The following is a 16,477-nucleotide window of genomic DNA, read 5'->3' on the forward strand; positions in this document are numbered from 1 at the left end:
ACGACCTCTAGTGAGTTACTTTTTTATAGAGGGTTTGGGGATTTGCGCCATGAGAAAAGTGGCTATCATAGCTCTGCTGGCGGTGGTGTTGGCGTTTGCGGTTGGGTGGACGACATATACGGTCAAGGTGAGCTCTGTGGAGATCAACGCCCTGGCGGTGAGCGACTTGGGCGGCGCCGTGTTGCCTATAAAGGTGACTCTGCTCACCCCTGGGGACGGGAGGGCCTACGTGGCCGGAGTGCCTGAGGCTGGGCAGGGCTTTGGCCCCTCTGCCCAAATTGCCTTGTACGTAGCGGCGAGGCTCTCGGGGGTGCCCTACAACAACTACACTGCCCTCCTCCGCGTGTTGGCCAGCGATGCGCAGGTGGGGGGCCCCTCGGCCAGCGGCTACATAACTGCGGCCATGTACGCACTGATGAACGGGCTAGAGCTTAGGAACGACACGGCCATGACTGGCATAATTCTCCCAGACGGCTTAATTGGTCCCGTGGGCGGGGTGTCGCAGAAGGTTCAAGCCGCGGCGGCCCAGGGGATAAAGACGGTGCTTGTTCCAATCGGCGAGGCTCCCAGCGGCGTGGGGGGATTAAGGTCGTGGAGATTGGCACAATTGAGGACGCCGTATACTACCTCACTGGCCGCAAGATAGCCCGCCCAGCGCCCGCCTCGGTGGACGACGCCGCGTTTGTGCAAGTGTCGCGGGACTTGTTCAACGCAGTGTACGGCTACTACAACCAGACTGTGCGTGGCGGCAATGTGGACTTGGCCACGATTGAGAGTCTTAAGGCGAGGGGGATGTACTACACCGCCGCCTCGCTCATATTCCAAGGCCTCGTCACTTACTACGACAACGCAGCGTCGTCCTCTAGGCGCACTTACAGAGACCTCTACAACCAAGCCCTTCAGATGGCGAAAGACGCCGAGGCTCAGCTCTCCACTATACCGCTCACCATAAACAACATAGACCTAGTAGTGGCGTCGTATACGAGGATCTACGAGGTGTACCTCACCGCGAATTCCACGGCGCCTAGGCCCGGCGCCATGTACGCCAGAGCTATCACGTTGAAGTCGTGGGTTGACGAGGCTAAGAAGATGGCCTACGGCCCTGCGATAAACGAGAGCGGCTTGGCGGAGGTCGCGCGCATGTACTTGGACTACGCCAAGGCCATGTACGCCTATTTGGAGACAACCTACGGCATGACTCTCAGCGACATATCCACGGCGGTGCAAGTCGCCGAGGACCTCTACGGCAAAGGCCTCTACCTGGCCTCTATGGCCAACTCCATTGAGATAATAGCTGAGACGGCCGCGGCGCTTATGACGGGCGCCTCCAGCAAGTACATAGACATCGCCCGGGGCAAGGCCATGGAGAACATGGCGGCCGCGGCGCAGTGCGGCTATACAAACACCCTCCCCCTGGCCTACCTCCAGTTTGGAGACTACTTTAGAGAGCAGGGCAATCCGCAGAACAGCCTCATGTACTACATAATGTCCTCCATATACGCCACGGCCATGAGAGACGTGGCGTGTACTCTTAAGACCGCCACGGTTTACAAGCCAATATTCTCGGCTAATACGACGTCTGCTACGAACATCAGTGAGACGCAGACGGAGGCGGGTAGCGGCTTGGCTCCTGTGAAAAAAACGGGGGAAAACAACTTGTTGATTCCGCTGGCCGTGGCGCTTTTGGCGGCCCTCGCCCTAGTGTACGCCTCTAGACGATGACCACGTCTTTTTTGACCTCCCTCCCCTTCCTCTTTCTCTTGTTGTTGGCTCTGCCGCCTGGCAGTAGCGCCAGGGCGAAGAAGGCTAGGGGGACTAAGTACTCCCAGTAGGGCGCGTAGACGTAGACGGCTGCCACGAGTCTCTCTACCACGTCGCCGTTTACCACCACGGCGGGCACTGCCAACAGCACTAAGCCAGCGAGGGCAAGCGCGGTCAAGGCTCTGTCTCGCACTCTCCTAAGGGCGAGGGCCGCCACCACGGCCACCACGGTCAAAGCCACGAGCCCCAACATATGCGCGGCCTACTTCGCCTATTTTATGTCCATCGGTTATTATGAGGCATGTGCATATATTAAGAGCCGCCGAGCGCATCGCCGGGCGGCGCGCCGTCGTTGGAAAGGATATTGTTTAAATACTGATGCAATTGAGGGGTTCGTGTGGTTCCTGCCTTTGGGAAGGGGGGAGGCTGTTGAGGCCATCAAGAGGGCCTACGGCGTTGCCCAGGAATACGCCAAAAAGATAGGGGGGCGTGTGGAGACGCTACAGCCCCGCCACATCTACGGAGAAAAGGCGGAGGACTTTGGCTACACTCTGCAGGTGGGGAGAATAGGCGTCACGTTGCAGCCGGCCTCTGTCATAGTGCTGTGGGGCTTCTACAACGCAGATGAGTACCTCGACTTCGTGCGCTTTATCCACGACGGCAGAACCTACGAGTGGTTTGTCCACCCCATTGCCTACTACCCAGAGAGGGTGGGCGTGTGGGCTGAGGAGCCGTACATCTTCAGAGGCTCCCTCTTAATCGACGTACACGCCACGGGCGGCGAGCAGCGGGATAGAGTCTACGGCTGGCCTCTCGGGTACTTCGTGGCCCCCCTCCAGCCGCCGCAGGAGGTGAAGCCGCCGCGTGGGCGGAGGGGGCCTAGGGGCAGGGAGAGGGGGCAGGGGGAGTCTAGGCGCGGGGGAGAGGAACGTTCGTGATACCAGCGGTCACGTACATACGCGTCTCCACTGAGGAGCAGGACCCGGAGAATCAGCGCCTTTACCTGGAGAAGTGGGCCTCTGAGCACGGCTTGGCCATTGTGAAGCACTACGTGGACGTGGGAGTGTCGGGGGCCTCTGCGCCGTGGGAGAGGCCGGCTTTTCAGCGGCTGATGAGCGAGGTGGAGGCCCTGGAGCCCAAGCCGAGGGTCCTCCTCGTGTACGAGACCTCTAGGCTTGTGAGATCTTTCCAAGAGCTCTTCCACCTCCTCGACCTCGTGGAGAACAAGCTGGGGCTCGTGGTAGTGTCGGCGTCTGAGAGGGAGCAGGCGCTACAGTCCCTGGACGGGGTCTACCGCCAGTTCCTCCGGGCCGTCTTGGCATTCGTGGCCCACATGGAGCGGGAGTTCATCCGCCAGAGGACGAAGGCGGCGCTCGAGAGGGCGAGGGCTGCGGGCAAGGTGAACAACGTGGCTGAGCGACACCCCGAGCTTGTGGAAGCGGTGGCCGAGTACTACAGGCAGAGCGGCTCTCTGAGAGAGACGGCCAGGGCCTTCGGCCTGTCGCTCTACGAGGTGAGGAGGCTCCTCGCCGTAGCGGGCCTCTACCGCCCCACCCCCTACACCTGCCCCAGGTGCTTCTCCCGCCTCAAGGTGGCCGAGCGAGACGTCAGAGTGGCCGGGGGGAGATACGCAGTGGTAGAACGCCTCTACTGCCCCAACTGCGGCTACGAGGAGGTGAGAAAGGCGGACTGACGCCCGCCCCCAGCGGCGGAGCTAGGCGACGCTTTTGTTGCCTATCTTCCTCCGGAGCAAGATCTTCCCCGACACCGCGTGGTACACCGCCTCGACGTCTTCGAGGCTTTGCACCAGCCTTATCTTCTCCTTCCAGTCCATGTCCACTCCCAGGGACTCTAACACGTCGTCGAGATCCACCGGCTGCTCCCCCACCTTTGAGGCCACCAGCTTTGCCAATATGCGGATGTCCACTGTAGTGCGGCGGAGCTAAGATTTTAACGCGGCGTGCAAAATAAACAAATACCCCGCATAATGCTCCGTGGCCACGTTTACTACTCCATGCGTGGTGTTGGTGGGGGTCGTGGGAGGCCGCGCGGTCTACTTGGAGTTGGACAGCGGCAAGCGAGTTGAGGAATTTGTTGGCGTGGATGTGGACTCTGCGGCGCCGGCTGTTGTGGGGGATTTTTTGGAGGGACACCTCGCCGTAACCTCCTACTCGGCCACGATTGTGAAAGGGGTGGCGCTTCTCAAGCCGGCCTACGTCTTAGACGCGGAGGGGCTCAGGCCCCTAGTAAAAAAGGCCGTCACAGTGAGGAGCGTAAAGGCTAAGGAGTTCGGCTCGTGGGAGCCCCTCTGGAATAAGCCAGTCTTTCTACAGCGCTCTAGCCCAACGGTGGCCGTGGGCTTCTCCAGGGCTGGCGCCTTGTTGCACATAAACGCCGTGCCCTCCAACGTGGAAATCGCCGAAAAGGCCTTGGCCGTCGCACGCATACTACAGAGGGGAGGCGAGTTGCACATGAACTGCACCTGCCGGCTGGGCCTAATGCCCGTGGAGATCTTCGTCAGGCGAGATGGTAGATACATCGTCGCCAAGTTCTACCTCAACGCCTCGTCGCCAAGAAGCGGCAAGGCCTTCTTCATAGCCGGAGAGGGGGGAAACGTCCTTGAGAGGCGAGAGGTGGGTCTTGCCGAGGCCGAGGTAGCCGCTTACGAGTTTTTATCTAAGCTTAAAGCCTAGAGCCTCTGTTGGGCTACCTCGCTTAAGAACTTGGCCAAGTGCGGCGCCTTGGCCTTCAGCTTGGCGATGGCGGCTTCTATGTCGTCAGTGGGGCCTACGCCGTATTTCCAAAGCCCGTAGGCGTGAGGCCCCAACAACTCTAACACCGACGCCATGAGTACGCCGTACATCCAATTTAAAAAATCCTCCGTAGCGCCGGGCGTAGCGAGGCGGTTCGGTTAAAGCTTTTATATTCGGGGGCTGTGTGCGTCGTGGCTGAGGCTGGCATTGTCTTGGCTGGTGGCTTTGCGACGAGGCTTCGCCCGCTTAGCTATACTAAGCCTAAGCCGCTTTTCCCCGTGTTGGGCCGGCCCGTATTGGACTGGGTAGTTGAAAACGTGGCTGAGGTCGCCGAGCCGGTGGTGTCGGCTAGGTATCTCTCTAGCCTCATCCGCGCCTACGTGGGCTCTAGGTGGGGGAGCAGAGTGAGGATTGTGGAGGAGGACAGGCCCCTGGGCGACGGGGGTGCAGTGGTGAATGTGGTTAAGAGCCTGGGGCTGAGGGGCCCCGTAATTGTGGCCAACGGCGACGTGTTTACCGACCTCCCCGTGAGGGAGGTGTGGGAGTTCCACAGGAGGAAGGGGGCCGCGGCCACTCTAGCGCTCATAGAGGTCCCGCCTGAGGACGTGAGCAAGTTCGGCATCGCCGTCATCGACGAGGATGGGAGAGTTAAGAGGTTTGTGGAAAAGCCCAGGGAGCCCGTGGGTAGTAATTTGGCAAATGCGGGGGTCTACGTATTTAGCGAGGAGGCCTTGGCGGCCTTTCCGGAAGCGAATGGAGAGGTCAAGATTGCGAAGCACATAATTCCCGAGCTTTTGAAGAAGTTCGACGTATATGCATATGTGCACAGGGGGCTGTGGTTCGACATTGGGACACACCAGGACTACCTCAAGGCCAACTTCGCGGCCCTTGACAAATGTGGAGAGTGTAGGCCAGAGATTAGGGGGGTGAAGATAATTCCCCCCGTGTACATAGGGCCCGACGCCGTGGTTGAGCCGGGCAGCGTGTTGGGGCCCTACGTCGTAGTGGGAGGGCGGAGCAAGATTGGGCCTCACGTCCGCATTAGAGAGAGCGTGTTGATGGACGGCGTGGTGGTAGAGGCCGGGTCGCACATAGTCCGTAGCATAATAGGCGAGGGGGCGGCCCTGGGGAAGTGGGTCAGAGTTGTGGAAGCCGTGGTGGCCGACGGCGTGTTTATAAAAGACGAAGTGACTGTGGGCAGGGGCGCCTCCATAGGCCCCAACAGAGAAGTGGAGGCCGACGTAAAAGAGGGGGAGGTCCTCCCCTGACAATCCCTGGTCGCGGGGCTATTTCACAGAGGTGCGCCAGCGGCCTTGTAGCTAAATACCACCTCTCTAGCCAGGTCGCCTGGGTGGTAACGTCTAGACCTGAGTAGGGGCGCTGGAGCCCTCGTTGTCTCTAGGACTTCAGCTGCAATGGCCTCTTGGGCTTGAGCACTGCCTTTGCCTCTCTTACGAGGCGTCTTGCCTTCTCGGGGTCTATCTCTGCACCATCTTTTACGCATGTGCCGACTATTGCGCCGTCTGCTATTTTCAAGAGGGGGAGGGTCTGGAAGCATATGCCGCTTCCCACTAGCACTGGGAGGTCTGTGTACGCCCTCGCCGTCGCCAAGTCTACTGGGTCTGGGGCCTCCCCCGTCTTTCTGCCGGTGACTACTATGGCGGCTGGTGCCGCCCTTGTGGAAGCCGCTTCCACCGCCTCGGCGAGTGTCCGCGGGTAAATGCTTTCGCCGTGTTTTACGTGGACGTCTGCGAGCACTTTGACGCCCTTTATGTAGGGGGCCTGGGGGGTTAAGATTCCCGACTCGGAGAGGACTATGTCCGTGTACGCGTTGCAGCGGATAAACGTGGCGCCCACGTGTCTCGCTATTATTGAGGCCTTTACGCATGCGTTTCTCAGCAGGTTTATCCCCACGGGCAGTGAGACCTCCCTGGCCACCTCCCTCGCCGCCACGGCCATGGCCACTGCGGCTTCGAAGTCCGCCTTGGGCTTAAACGGCATGTCGTAGTAGTTCTCCACTATCACTGCGTCGAAGCCGGCCTCTTCGAGCCTCTTGGCGCTTCTAACCGCATGTTCTAGGCGCTGGGGGGACCCGGTCGGCAGTAGGTGGACGACGCCTATCAACATGTGAAATATTTTTAAAGTGGCTTTTATGGTTGTCGCCATGGTTTACCCGCCGAAAACTTTGATGGTGGGGAGGTGCTCTCGTTGCGGTAGGAGGCTGTACGCGTTTGAGGACAAGTACGTGTGTAAAAAGATGGGCTACGTCTTCTGCGACGTGTGTGCCAGGAAGCTTCAGTACAAGTGCCCCGACGCGGTGACCCCCCTTGAGCCCGCATAGCGTGTTTTTGTCTATAACTGCAAGCCCCGGGGTTAGGGGCATCACCATCACTAGGGGGGATAGGATACTTGTAGTCCACCTTTATGCGAAGAGCGTCTACATGGCTGTGGTGTCGCGGGGCTGTGAGAGAGTTCTCGCAGACGAGGAGCTTAAGAGGGCGGCGTGGCTTCTCACTAGGCTAATGGACAGAGTGGGGAGACTTGTGAAATCTAGGTATTACACGTACACGGGCCCTCTGGAGGTGAGAGAGGGCGAGGTGGTCTTTCGGCCCTACGTGGCGCCTACCTCAGCCGTGGAGGTGGTGCTGAGGGGGGGCAAGGCCGCTGTGTTTGCTGGAGAGTGGCGGCGGAGGTTTCGCACTGGGGTAGACGTGGCCGCCGCGCTGAGGAGGGGGCTGGAGCTTTTGGAAAAATGTTAAATTTTTCCCCCTCCCGTCTCTTCTCGGTGAAGAGACCAGGCTGTATGACTTGTGATTGAGGTTAATAGCGCTGATCCCTCCTCCTAGTAGAGCTCGATGTGCAAGCTAAGCTGGCAGGGTGGCTTGAGTCCGCGGCTTAGCGCTGGTCTATGTATACTTCGCCGTTTTTTACCTGTAGCACGGCTAGGCCTGCCCCGAGTAGGTAGGCCAGGGTTTTGCTGGGGTCTTTGCCCTCGGAGGCTAGCCGGGCGACGTAGTCCGCTAAGCGCTCGCCTTGAGGGGGGTCTTCTAGGGGGGCTTGGTCTAGCCTTAGGTCGGTCTTCATGAGTATGTCCAGCTCCGTGTATATTGAGTAGATTTTTTCGAGTAGGTTTATGACTATGGTGAGTTGCTTGTATAAGTCGTCTACTACTGCTTTTAGCTCTTCGTCTTGGCGCTTTTGTGCTATTCTGTTGAGCAGGTCTATGGTCTTGGCGAGTTTAGATAGGAAGTACATGGATTTTCCGTAACCTGTCTATTGTGAGGGGGTGTGTTCTGGCGAGTAGCGTGAGCCGCGTGGCTATGGGGCTTTGTAGTGTCTCAATTATGCCGTTCCAGTCTAGTTTTACTAGCGCTGATGCGAGTTTTTCGCGGCTTTTGGCCGCCGCGTAGTTGTCTGCCTCAAATTCAAAGGCCTGTAGCATGGCTGTGAAGAGGAGGGTTACTCCGATTAGGTGGAGTGCGAGTAGGTACACTGCGTATTTCAAGTATATCAAGTGTACCAGCGTGAGCCTTAGCGCGTATTCGGCGTTTAAGAAGGCGAGTAGCTTGTAGGTGTGCCGGTACTTCACGTGGCCAACCTCGTGCTCTAACACGGCCTGTATCTCCTCTGGGGAGAGGCGGGCGAAGAGGCCTGTGGTGAAGTACACCACTGGCCCCTTGGGCCCGTCGAGGGTGAAGGCGTTGGGCCTTTTGTCTTTGGCAACGCAGACTCTGGGCGCGGTGTAGTAGACCTCGTAGTCCCCGGGGAGCGACGAGGGGTTTTCCAGCACTTGGAGCTTGTTTCTCCGCAGGTGTTCCACGTCGCCGTGGTTTGTGCGTACTACTTTTACCAAGTCTGGGGTAAAGCACTTGGCCCTTAGGTATGCATATGTGGCCAAGTAGGCGCCTACTATCAACGCGGTGCCCATGGCCCACTGTATCCACACGTCTTTAGTCACTAGGAGGGGTAGCGCCGATAGGGCAAGTGGGAGGTAGAGCAGAGCCGCGTCGGATTTCAGCGGCGGGGGTTCGACATATCTCCCCCCCTTGTAGGTGCCCACCAGCGCTACTCTGAAGCTCTCGCCCTTGTACCTACGTAGATGTCTCAGTAGCTCTTCTACGTTCACTAAAAGGGGGGACGGCGTGTATATAAGACAATTACTGAATTTTCTCTGTCTCTAAAAGCTCTAGAATCTTGTCTGGCTCGTACGTGGATAGGAGGTCCCAGAACTTGTTGCTCTTGTAGAGCCCGTACACCTTCCCCCTCGCGCTTCTCTTTACCACGGTGATGTACCCCCTCTGCACTAAGTCGTCTAGGAAGGTTCTGATTAGGACGGTCTTCGCCCTTAGGTCTTGTCGGTCGTATATGTGGAGGTCTTGTGCCACTTTAGACGGCCTGAAAGTTATGAGGTTTCCCTTGGCGTTTTGGACTTGGTCTTTTAGGAATTTCAACGTGATAAGCCTCACGCGGTAGGAGTCTATTTTATCGCTGTAAGTTCGAGAGAGAGTTTTTATCTCAGCCATTGAGTACACAGAAAGCCCCTCTATTTATCTCTTTTTGCACACACTCTCTCAAGGTATTCCACCTTGTTTTTTAAGTCGTATATCTTGGCCTCGATATTTGCCAAGTATTGGAGGAAGTAGTTTACGTAGATGTCGCAGGGGGCCAGCTCGTCGACGCGTAGGCCTAGTAGCTTTACCACTTTTTCAAAGTCTAGACTATCCATACCTCAGTGAGCTTGTTATTGCTTATCAGGGTGGGGCGGCGGATATCCATGTTGTATGTAAAATGTGGCTTTGTTATTATTACATTGGAGTGGACGAGTATTTCGCCTGGCGGCATCTCGTTGGTCACTAGGACAACTCTGAGGCCGTATTTCGCGCTCTCAAAAACGAGGTACCGCACCACGTCGCCCCGCTTCAACACGTTCTGCGCCTCGTCTACCACTAACAACAGCGTCGGCCTCTTTGCCACTCCCCTCGAGAAGAGGTAGTTGTAGAGCGACGCCATGATGAAGAGGGTCACGAGCACCTTCTCCTCATATAGCCTCAGCTTAGAGAGGTCCACCGCGACCGGCCTCTTGGCCTTAAACAGCAGGTCCACTGGCACAGCCCCCCTCTCGAAGACGTCTACAATGTACTCCAGCCTCCTGGCTATCGCCGCCTTCATCTCCACCTCCGACCTAGTGGAGACGAGAAAGTCGTCGAGCGCCGTTATTACGTCCCTCAAGCTCTTTACCTCGGCGCGGCGGATGGCGCGGTAGAGGAAGTACACGCTTGCCTCCGTGAGATTTAGAGAAAGGCCTATGAGCTCGCAGAGGAGCTTCTTGTCCAGGGCTGCTAAGTTGAACTTGAGCAGCCGGGAGTCCACTTTTCTCACGTCGTATTCCCCATGCCAATCTAGCACAACCGCCGGCAGGCGGGCCCGCCTAATTATCTTCTTGGCGAGAGTCGTCTTGCCGCTACGAGTCGGCCCAGTGATAACGACGTGTCTATCCAGGGGCAACATCACGGGCCCCATTTTCCCAAAGCCGATGAATACGCCCTCTCTTACAGTGGCCAGGGCAAGGAGGGCGAGTAGGCCCAGCTCCCACACTTACACCAGCCTTTTTAACCTACTGTAGGTAGCTGGGGAGGAGCCTCCTGTACTGGAGAAATCTGTCGTCGACGAGCGCTATGTGCTTCCTCTCCTCTGTCAACCCCCTGGCCACGCGCCCCGCGGCTTGTACAACGTTGTTCACCGCTGTGAACAATATGCCGTACTTATAACCGCCGAAGCCCAGCCTGTCCAATAGCCTCACCTTGAGCCAGAGCTCCCTAGATTTGACGTTGGGAAAGGGGAACCCCACCAACACGCCCGCCTTCACGGAGAGGTTTACTCCCTCAGAGAGAGGCGAGCCAAAGTATGTTACAACCACGTGGTCTATATCGCCTAGAGGCTTGTCGGAGACGGGCAGCCCGTCCATCTTCGCGGCGTAGTACGACGCAAGCTCCTTATTGGGGAAAAACGCCACTACCCTCCGGTATTGCTCATAGGTCCTCTTAATCACGTCTACCACCTTTTCTACGTAGGTCGGCCTAAGCCGCGTCCTATAGCGAATCTCGAGGGGGATGTATTCCACCTCTAGGTTCTCCCGGCCCGGCAGTTCCTCCACCTGTATGTACTGTGAAGAGAGGAAGTATGTAAAAATGTCGGCGAAGTGCCTAACTACTGAGGCGCTTGCCGCCATCAGCCTAGGAGCTCTCCTCGCCAGCTCGCCCACGAGCGGGAGAGCTAGGCAGAGCAAAAGGCCGCCCTCCTCGGCGCAGTAGCGCCTAGAGTAAAACTCGTCGTCGCCCACGGGCACCACAGAGAGGAAGTTGTGAACCTCGTCGAGGGCTACGAAAGCCACCTCTTCGAACAGGTCTGCCACAGCCGACACGTTGCCCACCTTGGATAAATAGGCCAGGGGAAGCACGGCCACCCTCCTGCCCCTGGCCGAGGCGTGGAAAAACTCGTAGGGACAGACGCCGGCCTCATACACCGCCTCCACGTCGGGGACGTATTTGCTCAATGTCTTAGACGTGGCCTTACAGACGCCGCCCTCTCTCAGCGAGAGGCACTGAGCCGCGGTAGATGCCCCAAAGGGGCAGAGGGCCGCTCTGCCGAAGAGTAGACTGGCCTCTTCGCCGAACTCCCTTATGTAGCGCGCCATTTGGAACCCCTCCACGTGGCTTCTCACAAAGACTAGAGACGGCTTGTACGAGGCGGCGAGCTTTGCCAAGAGGCGCGATTTGCCAAAGCCAGGCGGAGCGTTTAAGACGACTCTCACTCACTTTTTTGCCTCATTAAACCTCCTAAGCAACTCCTGGAAGACGTCTCTGAGCGGGGAGTCGGCCACCTCTTCCAGTTCCATACAATGTTCCACTACTCTTTTCAAAAACTCCTCCGCAAGGGCGGGGCTCCTTTCCCTAAGTGCGTTTAACTTTTCCAACACCTCGCCTCTCAGCACCTTGGCTATGGCCTCAATTGACGTGAAGTACTTCTCCAAATCCCTGATTTGATTTACCACGTCGTCGAAGGCGTTTAAAACCTCCGCCGGCAAGTCTTTGAGGTCCACCTCGGCGTAGGCCTTGTTTACACAGTAGCGGACGAATTTGTACCGCATGGTCTTTACCACGTCCACGCCCGACGTCATTTAACACTTTATGTACTTTACGCCAAGGAGGGAGCCCAGCCTCTTGGCATACTCTGCAACCGGCGCCACTCCGTTTTCCCAAAGGCCGATCACCGTTATCCCCCTCTCCGTGTAGAAGTAGTAGGCGTCTGTCCCAGCGTCGAGTCTCTCCCGCCTAGGGCCCCATCGCCAGTAGAAGGCCTCGCCCCGGGGGTCAACCCCCTCGTAGAGCCGCTCCTGGTACACCACCCTCGCCAACCTCTCGGGGCAGAAGAGCCCTCCGCCCCACTCGGCGGGGATATTTATACTGACGGCGTAGGCGTCGCCCAAGCCGCCTCCCACGGCGTCTACAGCGGCCGCGGCCACGCGCCGCATTAGCTGAACATCTCCGCCCTGCTCCATGGACACGGCTACGCCGGGCACCCCCAAGACGCCTGCTTGTATGGCGGCGCCAACTGTGCCGCTGCCGAAGGTCGCCTCGACGCCCACGTTTTCCCCCACGTTGACCCCGGAGACCACCACCTCGGCGTCGGGGGCTATGAGCTTTAGGGCCAAAAACACGGCGTCGGCCGGATACCCGTTCACCACGTAGACGCCTCCGTCCACCTGCCTAACTCTCAGCGGCTTGTGGAACGTCCTAGCCAGCCCTGCGGCAGACCGAGGTCTCTCTGGAACCACCACTACGACTCTGTGGCCGGCCTTCTTCAACTCCTCTACCAGCGGCTTAAGCAGAGGCGTCTGTGGCCCATCGTCATTTGTAACTACAACTTTCACACAAGAGAAGACGCCGGTTTTATAAAGACTGAGGCCACGCCCAGAAACGCCACCGCGGCGCCGAAGGCCCTCCTCGCCAAAAAGGGCCGCTCGAGAAGCGCCGTGATCAACGGGTAGGCAGAGGCCACGACGCTGACGGCCACGTAGTCTCCGACGGACACGGCAAAGGTGTATAAGCCAAAGCCGAGGAACGTGTCCACAAACCCTCCCAAGGCGAGGCGCCAAGTCATACACATCCTCGACCTAAGGCTCAGCGCGGCGCCGCCAAGAAAAACTGTGGCCCCCCTAACTGCCAAGGCCCCGCCAGGCCCCAGCGACGCCACCGCGGCGGCGTAAAGCCCAATAGACCAAGTCCACGCCAAGGCGGCGGCTAGCCCAAACAAGGCCCCCCTCACGGAGCCCCGGTTGCCCCATACCGATATTGCAATGCCGGCGAACACAAGCCCGGCGGAGGCCAAGTAGATGTACTTACCAGACACCACTGGCAGGAGGACTATGTATGCAGAGCTACTTAAGTTGCCTACCGAGGCCCCGCCCACCTTAACCGCCGTTACGTAGAACCATGACCCCACAAGGCCCCCCAAGGCGCCAGCCGCCACGGCGTACAATACGCCAGCGCCGTCCAAGCCCCTCCACGGCAGAATTAGCCCCAACAGGACGGAGTACAGCGCAAATATGGACAACGCCCTATACTGAGATGTGCAGTCTAAGGCCGCTCTGTAAATCAGTGGTGCAATGCCATAAGCAATAGCCGATAAAGACGCCGCAATAAGAGAAACATCCACAGGCGGGCAAACCCCGAGGTATTTTACACTTCCCGCCCCGCCGCGAAGCAACAGAGGACTTCCCCGGCTATTCGTTGCTCAACGTCGAACCACGCCCTTCTCGCTTCAGTGATGTATGGGGCTCAAATGCCGACTGACCGAGGCGTTTTCGGCGCCGCATAAGGCGTTGCCTCTATGCAACGATCAATAGGTCTGCGCGTGGGAGGCCTCTGCAGTGACTGTTATATAGTCCACTGTTTTTTGTACCCATGGACGACGCAACGATGGTAGCCCTAGCATTTTTAGTGATTTTCGCCCTAATGGTTGGAACTGTTTATTTGGCCATGTTGATAGCGCCGCGGCGCCCCACTCCGCAGAAGTTAATGCGCTACGAGGCAGGCAACCCTGAGACTGGCCCCGCGAAGGCCCCCTTGGCCATGCAGTACCTCGGGTACCTCCTCATGCTTGTGGCACTGGAGCCAGCCGCCGCCTTGCCAATAGCGGTGTATATTTTCACAAGAGATTTAATGTCCACTGTATATACAGCGCTCGTCGGGATATTGGTGTTGCTCGCCGCGTCTACATACGCGTACAGATACGCGAAAAAGATAGAGTTTTGGAGAGCCTAGCGCCGGCTTTGCTCCACAGCCGCGCTGAGTAGGCCTAGGAACAGCGGCCTCGGCCTAGTGGGCCTAGACTTAAACTCGGGGTGGAACTGCGTCGCTATGAAGTAGGGGTGAGCCGGGAGCTCGATTATTTCCACACGCTTCACGTCCCGCCTCCACCCAGACACGACGAGCCCCGCCTCCTGTAGCTTGGGCACATAGGCTAGGTTTACCTCAAAGCGGTGCCTGTGCCGCTCCACCGTAAGCGAGGCCTTGTAGAGGGCCGCGGCGAGGGTCCCAGGGACTATCTCCACCTCTCTGTTTCCAAGAATCATGCTGCCGCCTAACACGTCGACGCTCTCCTGCTCAGGCGCCAGGTGGACCACGGGGTGCGGCGTCTGGGGATCCAGCTCGGTGGAGTTGGCGTCTCTCAGCCCAAGGACGTTTCTAGCAAACTCCACTACGGCCAGTTGCATGCCGAAGCATATGCCCAAGAAGGGTATCTTCTCCGTCCGCGCGTAGCGGACGCACTCTATCATCCCCTCAGTTCCCCTCTTCCCAAACCCCGGGAGTACCACCATGGCGTCTACCCCCGCCTTGGGCAAAAGGTCGGGGTTCTTCTCCACCTCCACCGAGTTTATCCAGACGAGCTCCGGCCTCACGTCGAGGGCGGCCCCCGCGTGCCTCAGAGCCTCGACAATGCTCAAATAGGCGTCGGGGAGCTCCACGTACTTCCCACACATGCCCACGGCGATTTTCCGGCTGGGTGCAGACAGCCTAGCCACGAAGCTCTCCCACTCCCCATAGTCAGGCGACCTGCCTCGCAACCTGAGCCGCTCAACCAAGAAGTCCCCCATGCCCTGCCGCTCCAGCAGAAGAGGCACCTTGTATATCGTGTCTACGTCGTAGGAGTTGAAAATCGCGTGCTGAGGCACGTGGGCAAAGAGCGAGATCTTCTTCACGGCGTTGGCGTCGATGGGCCTCTCCGACCTCACCACCACGGCGTCTGGCTGTATGCCGTAACGCCTGAGCTCTGCCACGCTGTGCTGAAGAGGCTTAGTCTTAAACTCGCCAGTGGTCTTGAGGATGGGCACCCACGCCACGTGGACGAAGAGGACATCCCCACCCAGCTCGAGCCTCAGTTGCCGCACGGCCTCCAAGAAGGGCAACTGCTCGTAGTCCCCCACAGTCCCCCCAATCTCCACAATAGCCACGTCAAAGCCCCCCGCGGCCTCCACAAGCCTCCTCTTAATCTCGTCAGTGACGTGGGGAATCAACTGCACAGTCTGCCCCAAGTAGTCCCCCCTCCTCTCCTTCTCAATCACAGACTTATAGATCTGGCCAGAGGTGATGTTGTTCCTATGCGGAAGCTCCACGTCCAAAAACCGCTCATAGTGGCCAAGGTCCAAGTCCGTCTCGCCCCCGTCAAAAGTGACAAACACCTCCCCATGCTGGTAGGGGTTCATAGTCCCTGCGTCAACGTTTAGATACGGGTCAATCTTAACCGCAGTGACAGAGAGGCCGCGCGCCCTGAGAATCCTCCCCACGCTAGCCGCCACTACCCCCTTCCCAAGCCCAGACATCACGCCCCCAGTCACAACCACGAACTTGGGCACTTAACCCATACGTCCCAGCTTTAAAAAGCTTACACTTTGTAAGACGTGGCCGATGACTTGGCTCCACTGCTCCTCGAAGTCCCTCTCCCGCCCCAGGTGGCGGAGAAGCTGGGCGGAAACGACAAGGCCCCACTCGCGCTGTTTTTAAACCTCGGCTGGCTCCTCGGCGGGGACTCCAAAAGGGAGCTAGTCCACGAGGCTGTGGAAGACGGAGAGGCGGCCGTCAGAGCGCTCCACTGGATGGCCCTAGCCGCCTATGCACAGAAGGACCCGTCGCTCCTCAAAATGACCGCATACCCAGCCCCCGGGGGCAGAGTGGTAGTGAAAGTACAGCCCGTGGGAGAAACCGCCGAGGCGATAAGAGAGGTCTACTGCAAATTTGGAATTGAGCTAGGCAACGAGGATAAGGTAGTAGAGAAGATATGCGATGTGCTTAAAGCCCTGCGGGAGGCCGCCTTCGCCCTAGAGGAGGGGCGGTACGTAGTCGCAGACGTGGGAAGCCACATAGCCTTCTCCGCAGCGGTGAAGACGTTGATACTTTCAAGCGGCTATGTCTCCCCATTCCTAATAGCCATAAATGCGGGAAGCGCAGAGCGGGCAAAGAAAATCGCGGAAGCGCTAGACGCCGTAGTCGACGGAAAGTTCGTAATCTTGAGGGACTGGATGATAAGACTGTTACTGCCTGTAGCCCCCTCTCCTGTGTACAAAAAGGACGTAGTCCTCTACGTGGCCATAATTGAATACGCGGCCGCCGCAAAGGTAGAGGCACAGAAAGGCGCCTACTTATTAGAGCGCCGAGACGGCCTATTTGTTGCAAAGGGTAAAGAGGCGGAGGCACTTTACCAAGAGCTAAGGCGGTATGACATTCCAGTTAAGCCTCGGCGGAGGGGCGGAGAAGTGGAACTGGCACTGACAGGGTGGCAGTTGGAGTATCTCAAAAACCGCGGATTACCAGTAACACTACTAAACGAGCTTGAATATGACAAAGAGCAAAAACGCCGACAACAGACCGTTTAACCTATAGCACTCCCTCGCGTAGACAGAGGAA

General features: G+C 58.1%; 24 protein-coding genes. 10 read left to right on the forward strand and 14 right to left on the reverse strand.

Going from position 1 to position 16,477, the window contains the following annotated elements; genetic code table 11:
- The first annotated feature begins 49 nt into the window (after positions 1-49).
- Positions 50-646 (forward strand): S16 family serine protease, encoded by a 597-nt coding sequence (locus PCAL_RS11630; RefSeq protein ID WP_226951955.1) that lies wholly within the window; start codon positions 50-52, stop codon positions 644-646.
- Complete coding sequence (locus tag PCAL_RS10400) at positions 592-1,722, forward strand: hypothetical protein (protein WP_226951956.1); 1,131 nt, start codon at positions 592-594, stop codon at positions 1,720-1,722. Before PCAL_RS11630 ends, PCAL_RS10400 begins: the two co-directional genes overlap by 55 nt.
- Here PCAL_RS10400 and PCAL_RS10405 read toward each other — a convergent pair.
- Positions 1,712-2,014, reverse strand: a complete 303-nt coding sequence (locus PCAL_RS10405) for a hypothetical protein (protein ID WP_011850638.1) — start codon at positions 2,012-2,014, stop codon at positions 1,712-1,714. The two genes, PCAL_RS10400 and PCAL_RS10405, sit on opposite strands and share 11 nt — an antisense overlap.
- Positions 2,015-2,156: 142 nt before the next feature.
- Here PCAL_RS10405 and PCAL_RS10410 point away from each other — a divergent pair, with 142 nt between their 5' ends.
- On the forward strand, positions 2,157-2,699 hold the full coding sequence (locus PCAL_RS10410; RefSeq protein WP_011850639.1) for a hypothetical protein: 543 nt from the start codon (positions 2,157-2,159) through the stop codon (positions 2,697-2,699).
- Complete coding sequence (locus PCAL_RS10415; RefSeq protein WP_011850640.1) at positions 2,696-3,454, forward strand: recombinase family protein; 759 nt, start codon at positions 2,696-2,698, stop codon at positions 3,452-3,454. The genes PCAL_RS10410 and PCAL_RS10415 overlap by 4 nt, the downstream gene beginning before the upstream one ends.
- Before the next feature lie 21 nt (positions 3,455-3,475).
- On the opposite strand, the gene PCAL_RS10420 is transcribed toward PCAL_RS10415, so the two are convergent.
- Positions 3,476-3,688, reverse strand: coding sequence for a hypothetical protein (locus PCAL_RS10420; RefSeq protein ID WP_011850641.1), 213 nt, complete (start codon positions 3,686-3,688; stop codon positions 3,476-3,478).
- 67 nt (positions 3,689-3,755) lie between these two features.
- Here PCAL_RS10420 and PCAL_RS10425 point away from each other — a divergent pair, with 67 nt between their 5' ends.
- The gene (locus PCAL_RS10425; RefSeq protein WP_011850642.1) at positions 3,756-4,454 is read left to right on the forward strand and encodes a hypothetical protein; all 699 of its coding nucleotides are present in this window, start codon (positions 3,756-3,758) and stop codon (positions 4,452-4,454) included.
- On the opposite strand, the gene PCAL_RS10430 is transcribed toward PCAL_RS10425, so the two are convergent.
- A complete protein-coding gene (locus PCAL_RS10430) occupies positions 4,451-4,609 on the reverse strand; it encodes a hypothetical protein (protein ID WP_193323056.1) in 159 nt (52 codons plus the stop codon). The genes PCAL_RS10425 and PCAL_RS10430 overlap by 4 nt on opposite strands.
- A gap of 96 nt (positions 4,610-4,705) precedes the next feature.
- Here PCAL_RS10430 and PCAL_RS10435 point away from each other — a divergent pair, with 96 nt between their 5' ends.
- Complete coding sequence (locus PCAL_RS10435) at positions 4,706-5,782, forward strand: nucleotidyltransferase family protein (RefSeq protein WP_011850644.1); 1,077 nt, start codon at positions 4,706-4,708, stop codon at positions 5,780-5,782.
- A gap of 130 nt (positions 5,783-5,912) precedes the next feature.
- Here PCAL_RS10435 and PCAL_RS10440 read toward each other — a convergent pair whose 3' ends face one another.
- Positions 5,913-6,641 carry a BtpA/SgcQ family protein gene (locus tag PCAL_RS10440; RefSeq protein WP_011850645.1) on the reverse strand — a complete coding sequence of 243 codons (729 nt, stop codon included), beginning with the start codon at positions 6,639-6,641 and terminating at the stop codon, positions 5,913-5,915.
- Between the two features lie 37 nt (positions 6,642-6,678).
- Between PCAL_RS10440 and PCAL_RS10445 the strand changes: the two genes are divergently transcribed.
- Positions 6,679-6,855, forward strand: a complete 177-nt coding sequence (locus PCAL_RS10445; protein WP_011850646.1) for a hypothetical protein — start codon at positions 6,679-6,681, stop codon at positions 6,853-6,855.
- A gap of 1 nt (position 6,856) precedes the next feature.
- Complete coding sequence (locus PCAL_RS10450; RefSeq protein ID WP_011850647.1) at positions 6,857-7,273, forward strand: hypothetical protein; 417 nt, start codon at positions 6,857-6,859, stop codon at positions 7,271-7,273.
- 136 nt (positions 7,274-7,409) lie between these two features.
- Here PCAL_RS10450 and PCAL_RS10455 read toward each other — a convergent pair whose 3' ends face one another.
- Genes PCAL_RS10455 through PCAL_RS10495 form a run of 9 tightly spaced genes read right to left on the reverse strand, consistent with a single transcriptional unit; the run spans position 7,410 to position 13,229 of the window.
- Positions 7,410-7,769, reverse strand: coding sequence for a hypothetical protein (locus tag PCAL_RS10455; RefSeq protein ID WP_011850648.1), 360 nt, complete (start codon positions 7,767-7,769; stop codon positions 7,410-7,412).
- The gene (locus PCAL_RS10460; RefSeq protein WP_011850649.1) at positions 7,753-8,640 is read right to left on the reverse strand and encodes a M48 family metallopeptidase; all 888 of its coding nucleotides are present in this window, start codon (positions 8,638-8,640) and stop codon (positions 7,753-7,755) included. Before PCAL_RS10460 ends, PCAL_RS10455 begins: the two co-directional genes overlap by 17 nt.
- Before the next feature lie 31 nt (positions 8,641-8,671).
- The gene (locus tag PCAL_RS10465; protein WP_193322705.1) at positions 8,672-9,037 is read right to left on the reverse strand and encodes a DNA-binding protein; all 366 of its coding nucleotides are present in this window, start codon (positions 9,035-9,037) and stop codon (positions 8,672-8,674) included.
- Positions 9,038-9,057: 20 nt separating this feature from the next.
- A complete protein-coding gene (locus PCAL_RS10470) occupies positions 9,058-9,240 on the reverse strand; it encodes a hypothetical protein (protein WP_193322706.1) in 183 nt (60 codons plus the stop codon).
- Positions 9,228-10,109, reverse strand: a complete 882-nt coding sequence (locus PCAL_RS10475; RefSeq protein ID WP_011850651.1) for an ATP-binding protein — start codon at positions 10,107-10,109, stop codon at positions 9,228-9,230. The genes PCAL_RS10470 and PCAL_RS10475 overlap by 13 nt, the downstream gene beginning before the upstream one ends.
- 19 nt (positions 10,110-10,128) lie before the next feature.
- The gene (locus PCAL_RS10480) at positions 10,129-11,325 is read right to left on the reverse strand and encodes a helicase C-terminal domain-containing protein (RefSeq protein ID WP_011850652.1); all 1,197 of its coding nucleotides are present in this window, start codon (positions 11,323-11,325) and stop codon (positions 10,129-10,131) included.
- Positions 11,326-11,679 (reverse strand): hypothetical protein, encoded by a 354-nt coding sequence (locus PCAL_RS10485; protein ID WP_193322707.1) that lies wholly within the window; start codon positions 11,677-11,679, stop codon positions 11,326-11,328.
- A gap of 12 nt (positions 11,680-11,691) precedes the next feature.
- Complete coding sequence (gene surE / locus PCAL_RS10490; RefSeq protein WP_011850654.1) at positions 11,692-12,444, reverse strand: 5'/3'-nucleotidase SurE; 753 nt, start codon at positions 12,442-12,444, stop codon at positions 11,692-11,694.
- A complete protein-coding gene (locus PCAL_RS10495; RefSeq protein ID WP_011850655.1) occupies positions 12,441-13,229 on the reverse strand; it encodes a hypothetical protein in 789 nt (262 codons plus the stop codon). The genes surE and PCAL_RS10495 overlap by 4 nt, the downstream gene beginning before the upstream one ends.
- Before the next feature lie 248 nt (positions 13,230-13,477).
- On the opposite strand from PCAL_RS10495, the gene ndhC reads away from it, so the two are divergent.
- The gene (ndhC, locus tag PCAL_RS10500; protein WP_011850656.1) at positions 13,478-13,837 is read left to right on the forward strand and encodes an NADH-quinone oxidoreductase subunit A; all 360 of its coding nucleotides are present in this window, start codon (positions 13,478-13,480) and stop codon (positions 13,835-13,837) included.
- Here ndhC and PCAL_RS10505 read toward each other — a convergent pair.
- Positions 13,834-15,429 (reverse strand): CTP synthase, encoded by a 1,596-nt coding sequence (locus tag PCAL_RS10505; protein WP_011850657.1) that lies wholly within the window; start codon positions 15,427-15,429, stop codon positions 13,834-13,836. The two genes, ndhC and PCAL_RS10505, sit on opposite strands and share 4 nt — an antisense overlap.
- Before the next feature lie 45 nt (positions 15,430-15,474).
- Between PCAL_RS10505 and PCAL_RS10510 the strand changes: the two genes are divergently transcribed.
- The gene (locus tag PCAL_RS10510) at positions 15,475-16,446 is read left to right on the forward strand and encodes a hypothetical protein (RefSeq protein WP_011850658.1); all 972 of its coding nucleotides are present in this window, start codon (positions 15,475-15,477) and stop codon (positions 16,444-16,446) included.
- The last annotated feature ends 31 nt before the right edge of the window (positions 16,447-16,477 follow it).

The organism is Pyrobaculum calidifontis JCM 11548 (genome assembly GCF_000015805.1).
Taxonomy (GTDB): Archaea; Thermoproteota; Thermoprotei; order Thermoproteales; family Thermoproteaceae; genus Pyrobaculum; species Pyrobaculum calidifontis.

Excerpts from the sequence above, each read along its gene's own strand:
- PCAL_RS11630 (WP_226951955.1), top strand. The coding sequence starts at position 50 with ATGAGAAAAGTGGCTATCATAGCTCTGCTGGCGGTGGTGTTGGCGTTT.
- PCAL_RS10440 (WP_011850645.1), bottom strand. The coding sequence starts at position 6,641 with ATGTTGATAGGCGTCGTCCACCTACTGCCGACCGGGTCCCCCCAGCGC.
- PCAL_RS10470 (WP_193322706.1), bottom strand. The coding sequence starts at position 9,240 with ATGGATAGTCTAGACTTTGAAAAAGTGGTAAAGCTACTAGGCCTACGC.
- PCAL_RS10465 (WP_193322705.1), bottom strand. The coding sequence starts at position 9,037 with ATGGCTGAGATAAAAACTCTCTCTCGAACTTACAGCGATAAAATAGAC.
- PCAL_RS10405 (WP_011850638.1), bottom strand. The coding sequence starts at position 2,014 with ATGTTGGGGCTCGTGGCTTTGACCGTGGTGGCCGTGGTGGCGGCCCTC.
- PCAL_RS10430 (WP_193323056.1), bottom strand. The coding sequence starts at position 4,609 with ATGGCGTCGGTGTTAGAGTTGTTGGGGCCTCACGCCTACGGGCTTTGG.
- PCAL_RS10455 (WP_011850648.1), bottom strand. The coding sequence starts at position 7,769 with ATGTACTTCCTATCTAAACTCGCCAAGACCATAGACCTGCTCAACAGA.
- ndhC (WP_011850656.1), top strand. The coding sequence starts at position 13,478 with ATGGACGACGCAACGATGGTAGCCCTAGCATTTTTAGTGATTTTCGCC.
- PCAL_RS10445 (WP_011850646.1), top strand. The coding sequence starts at position 6,679 with ATGGTTTACCCGCCGAAAACTTTGATGGTGGGGAGGTGCTCTCGTTGC.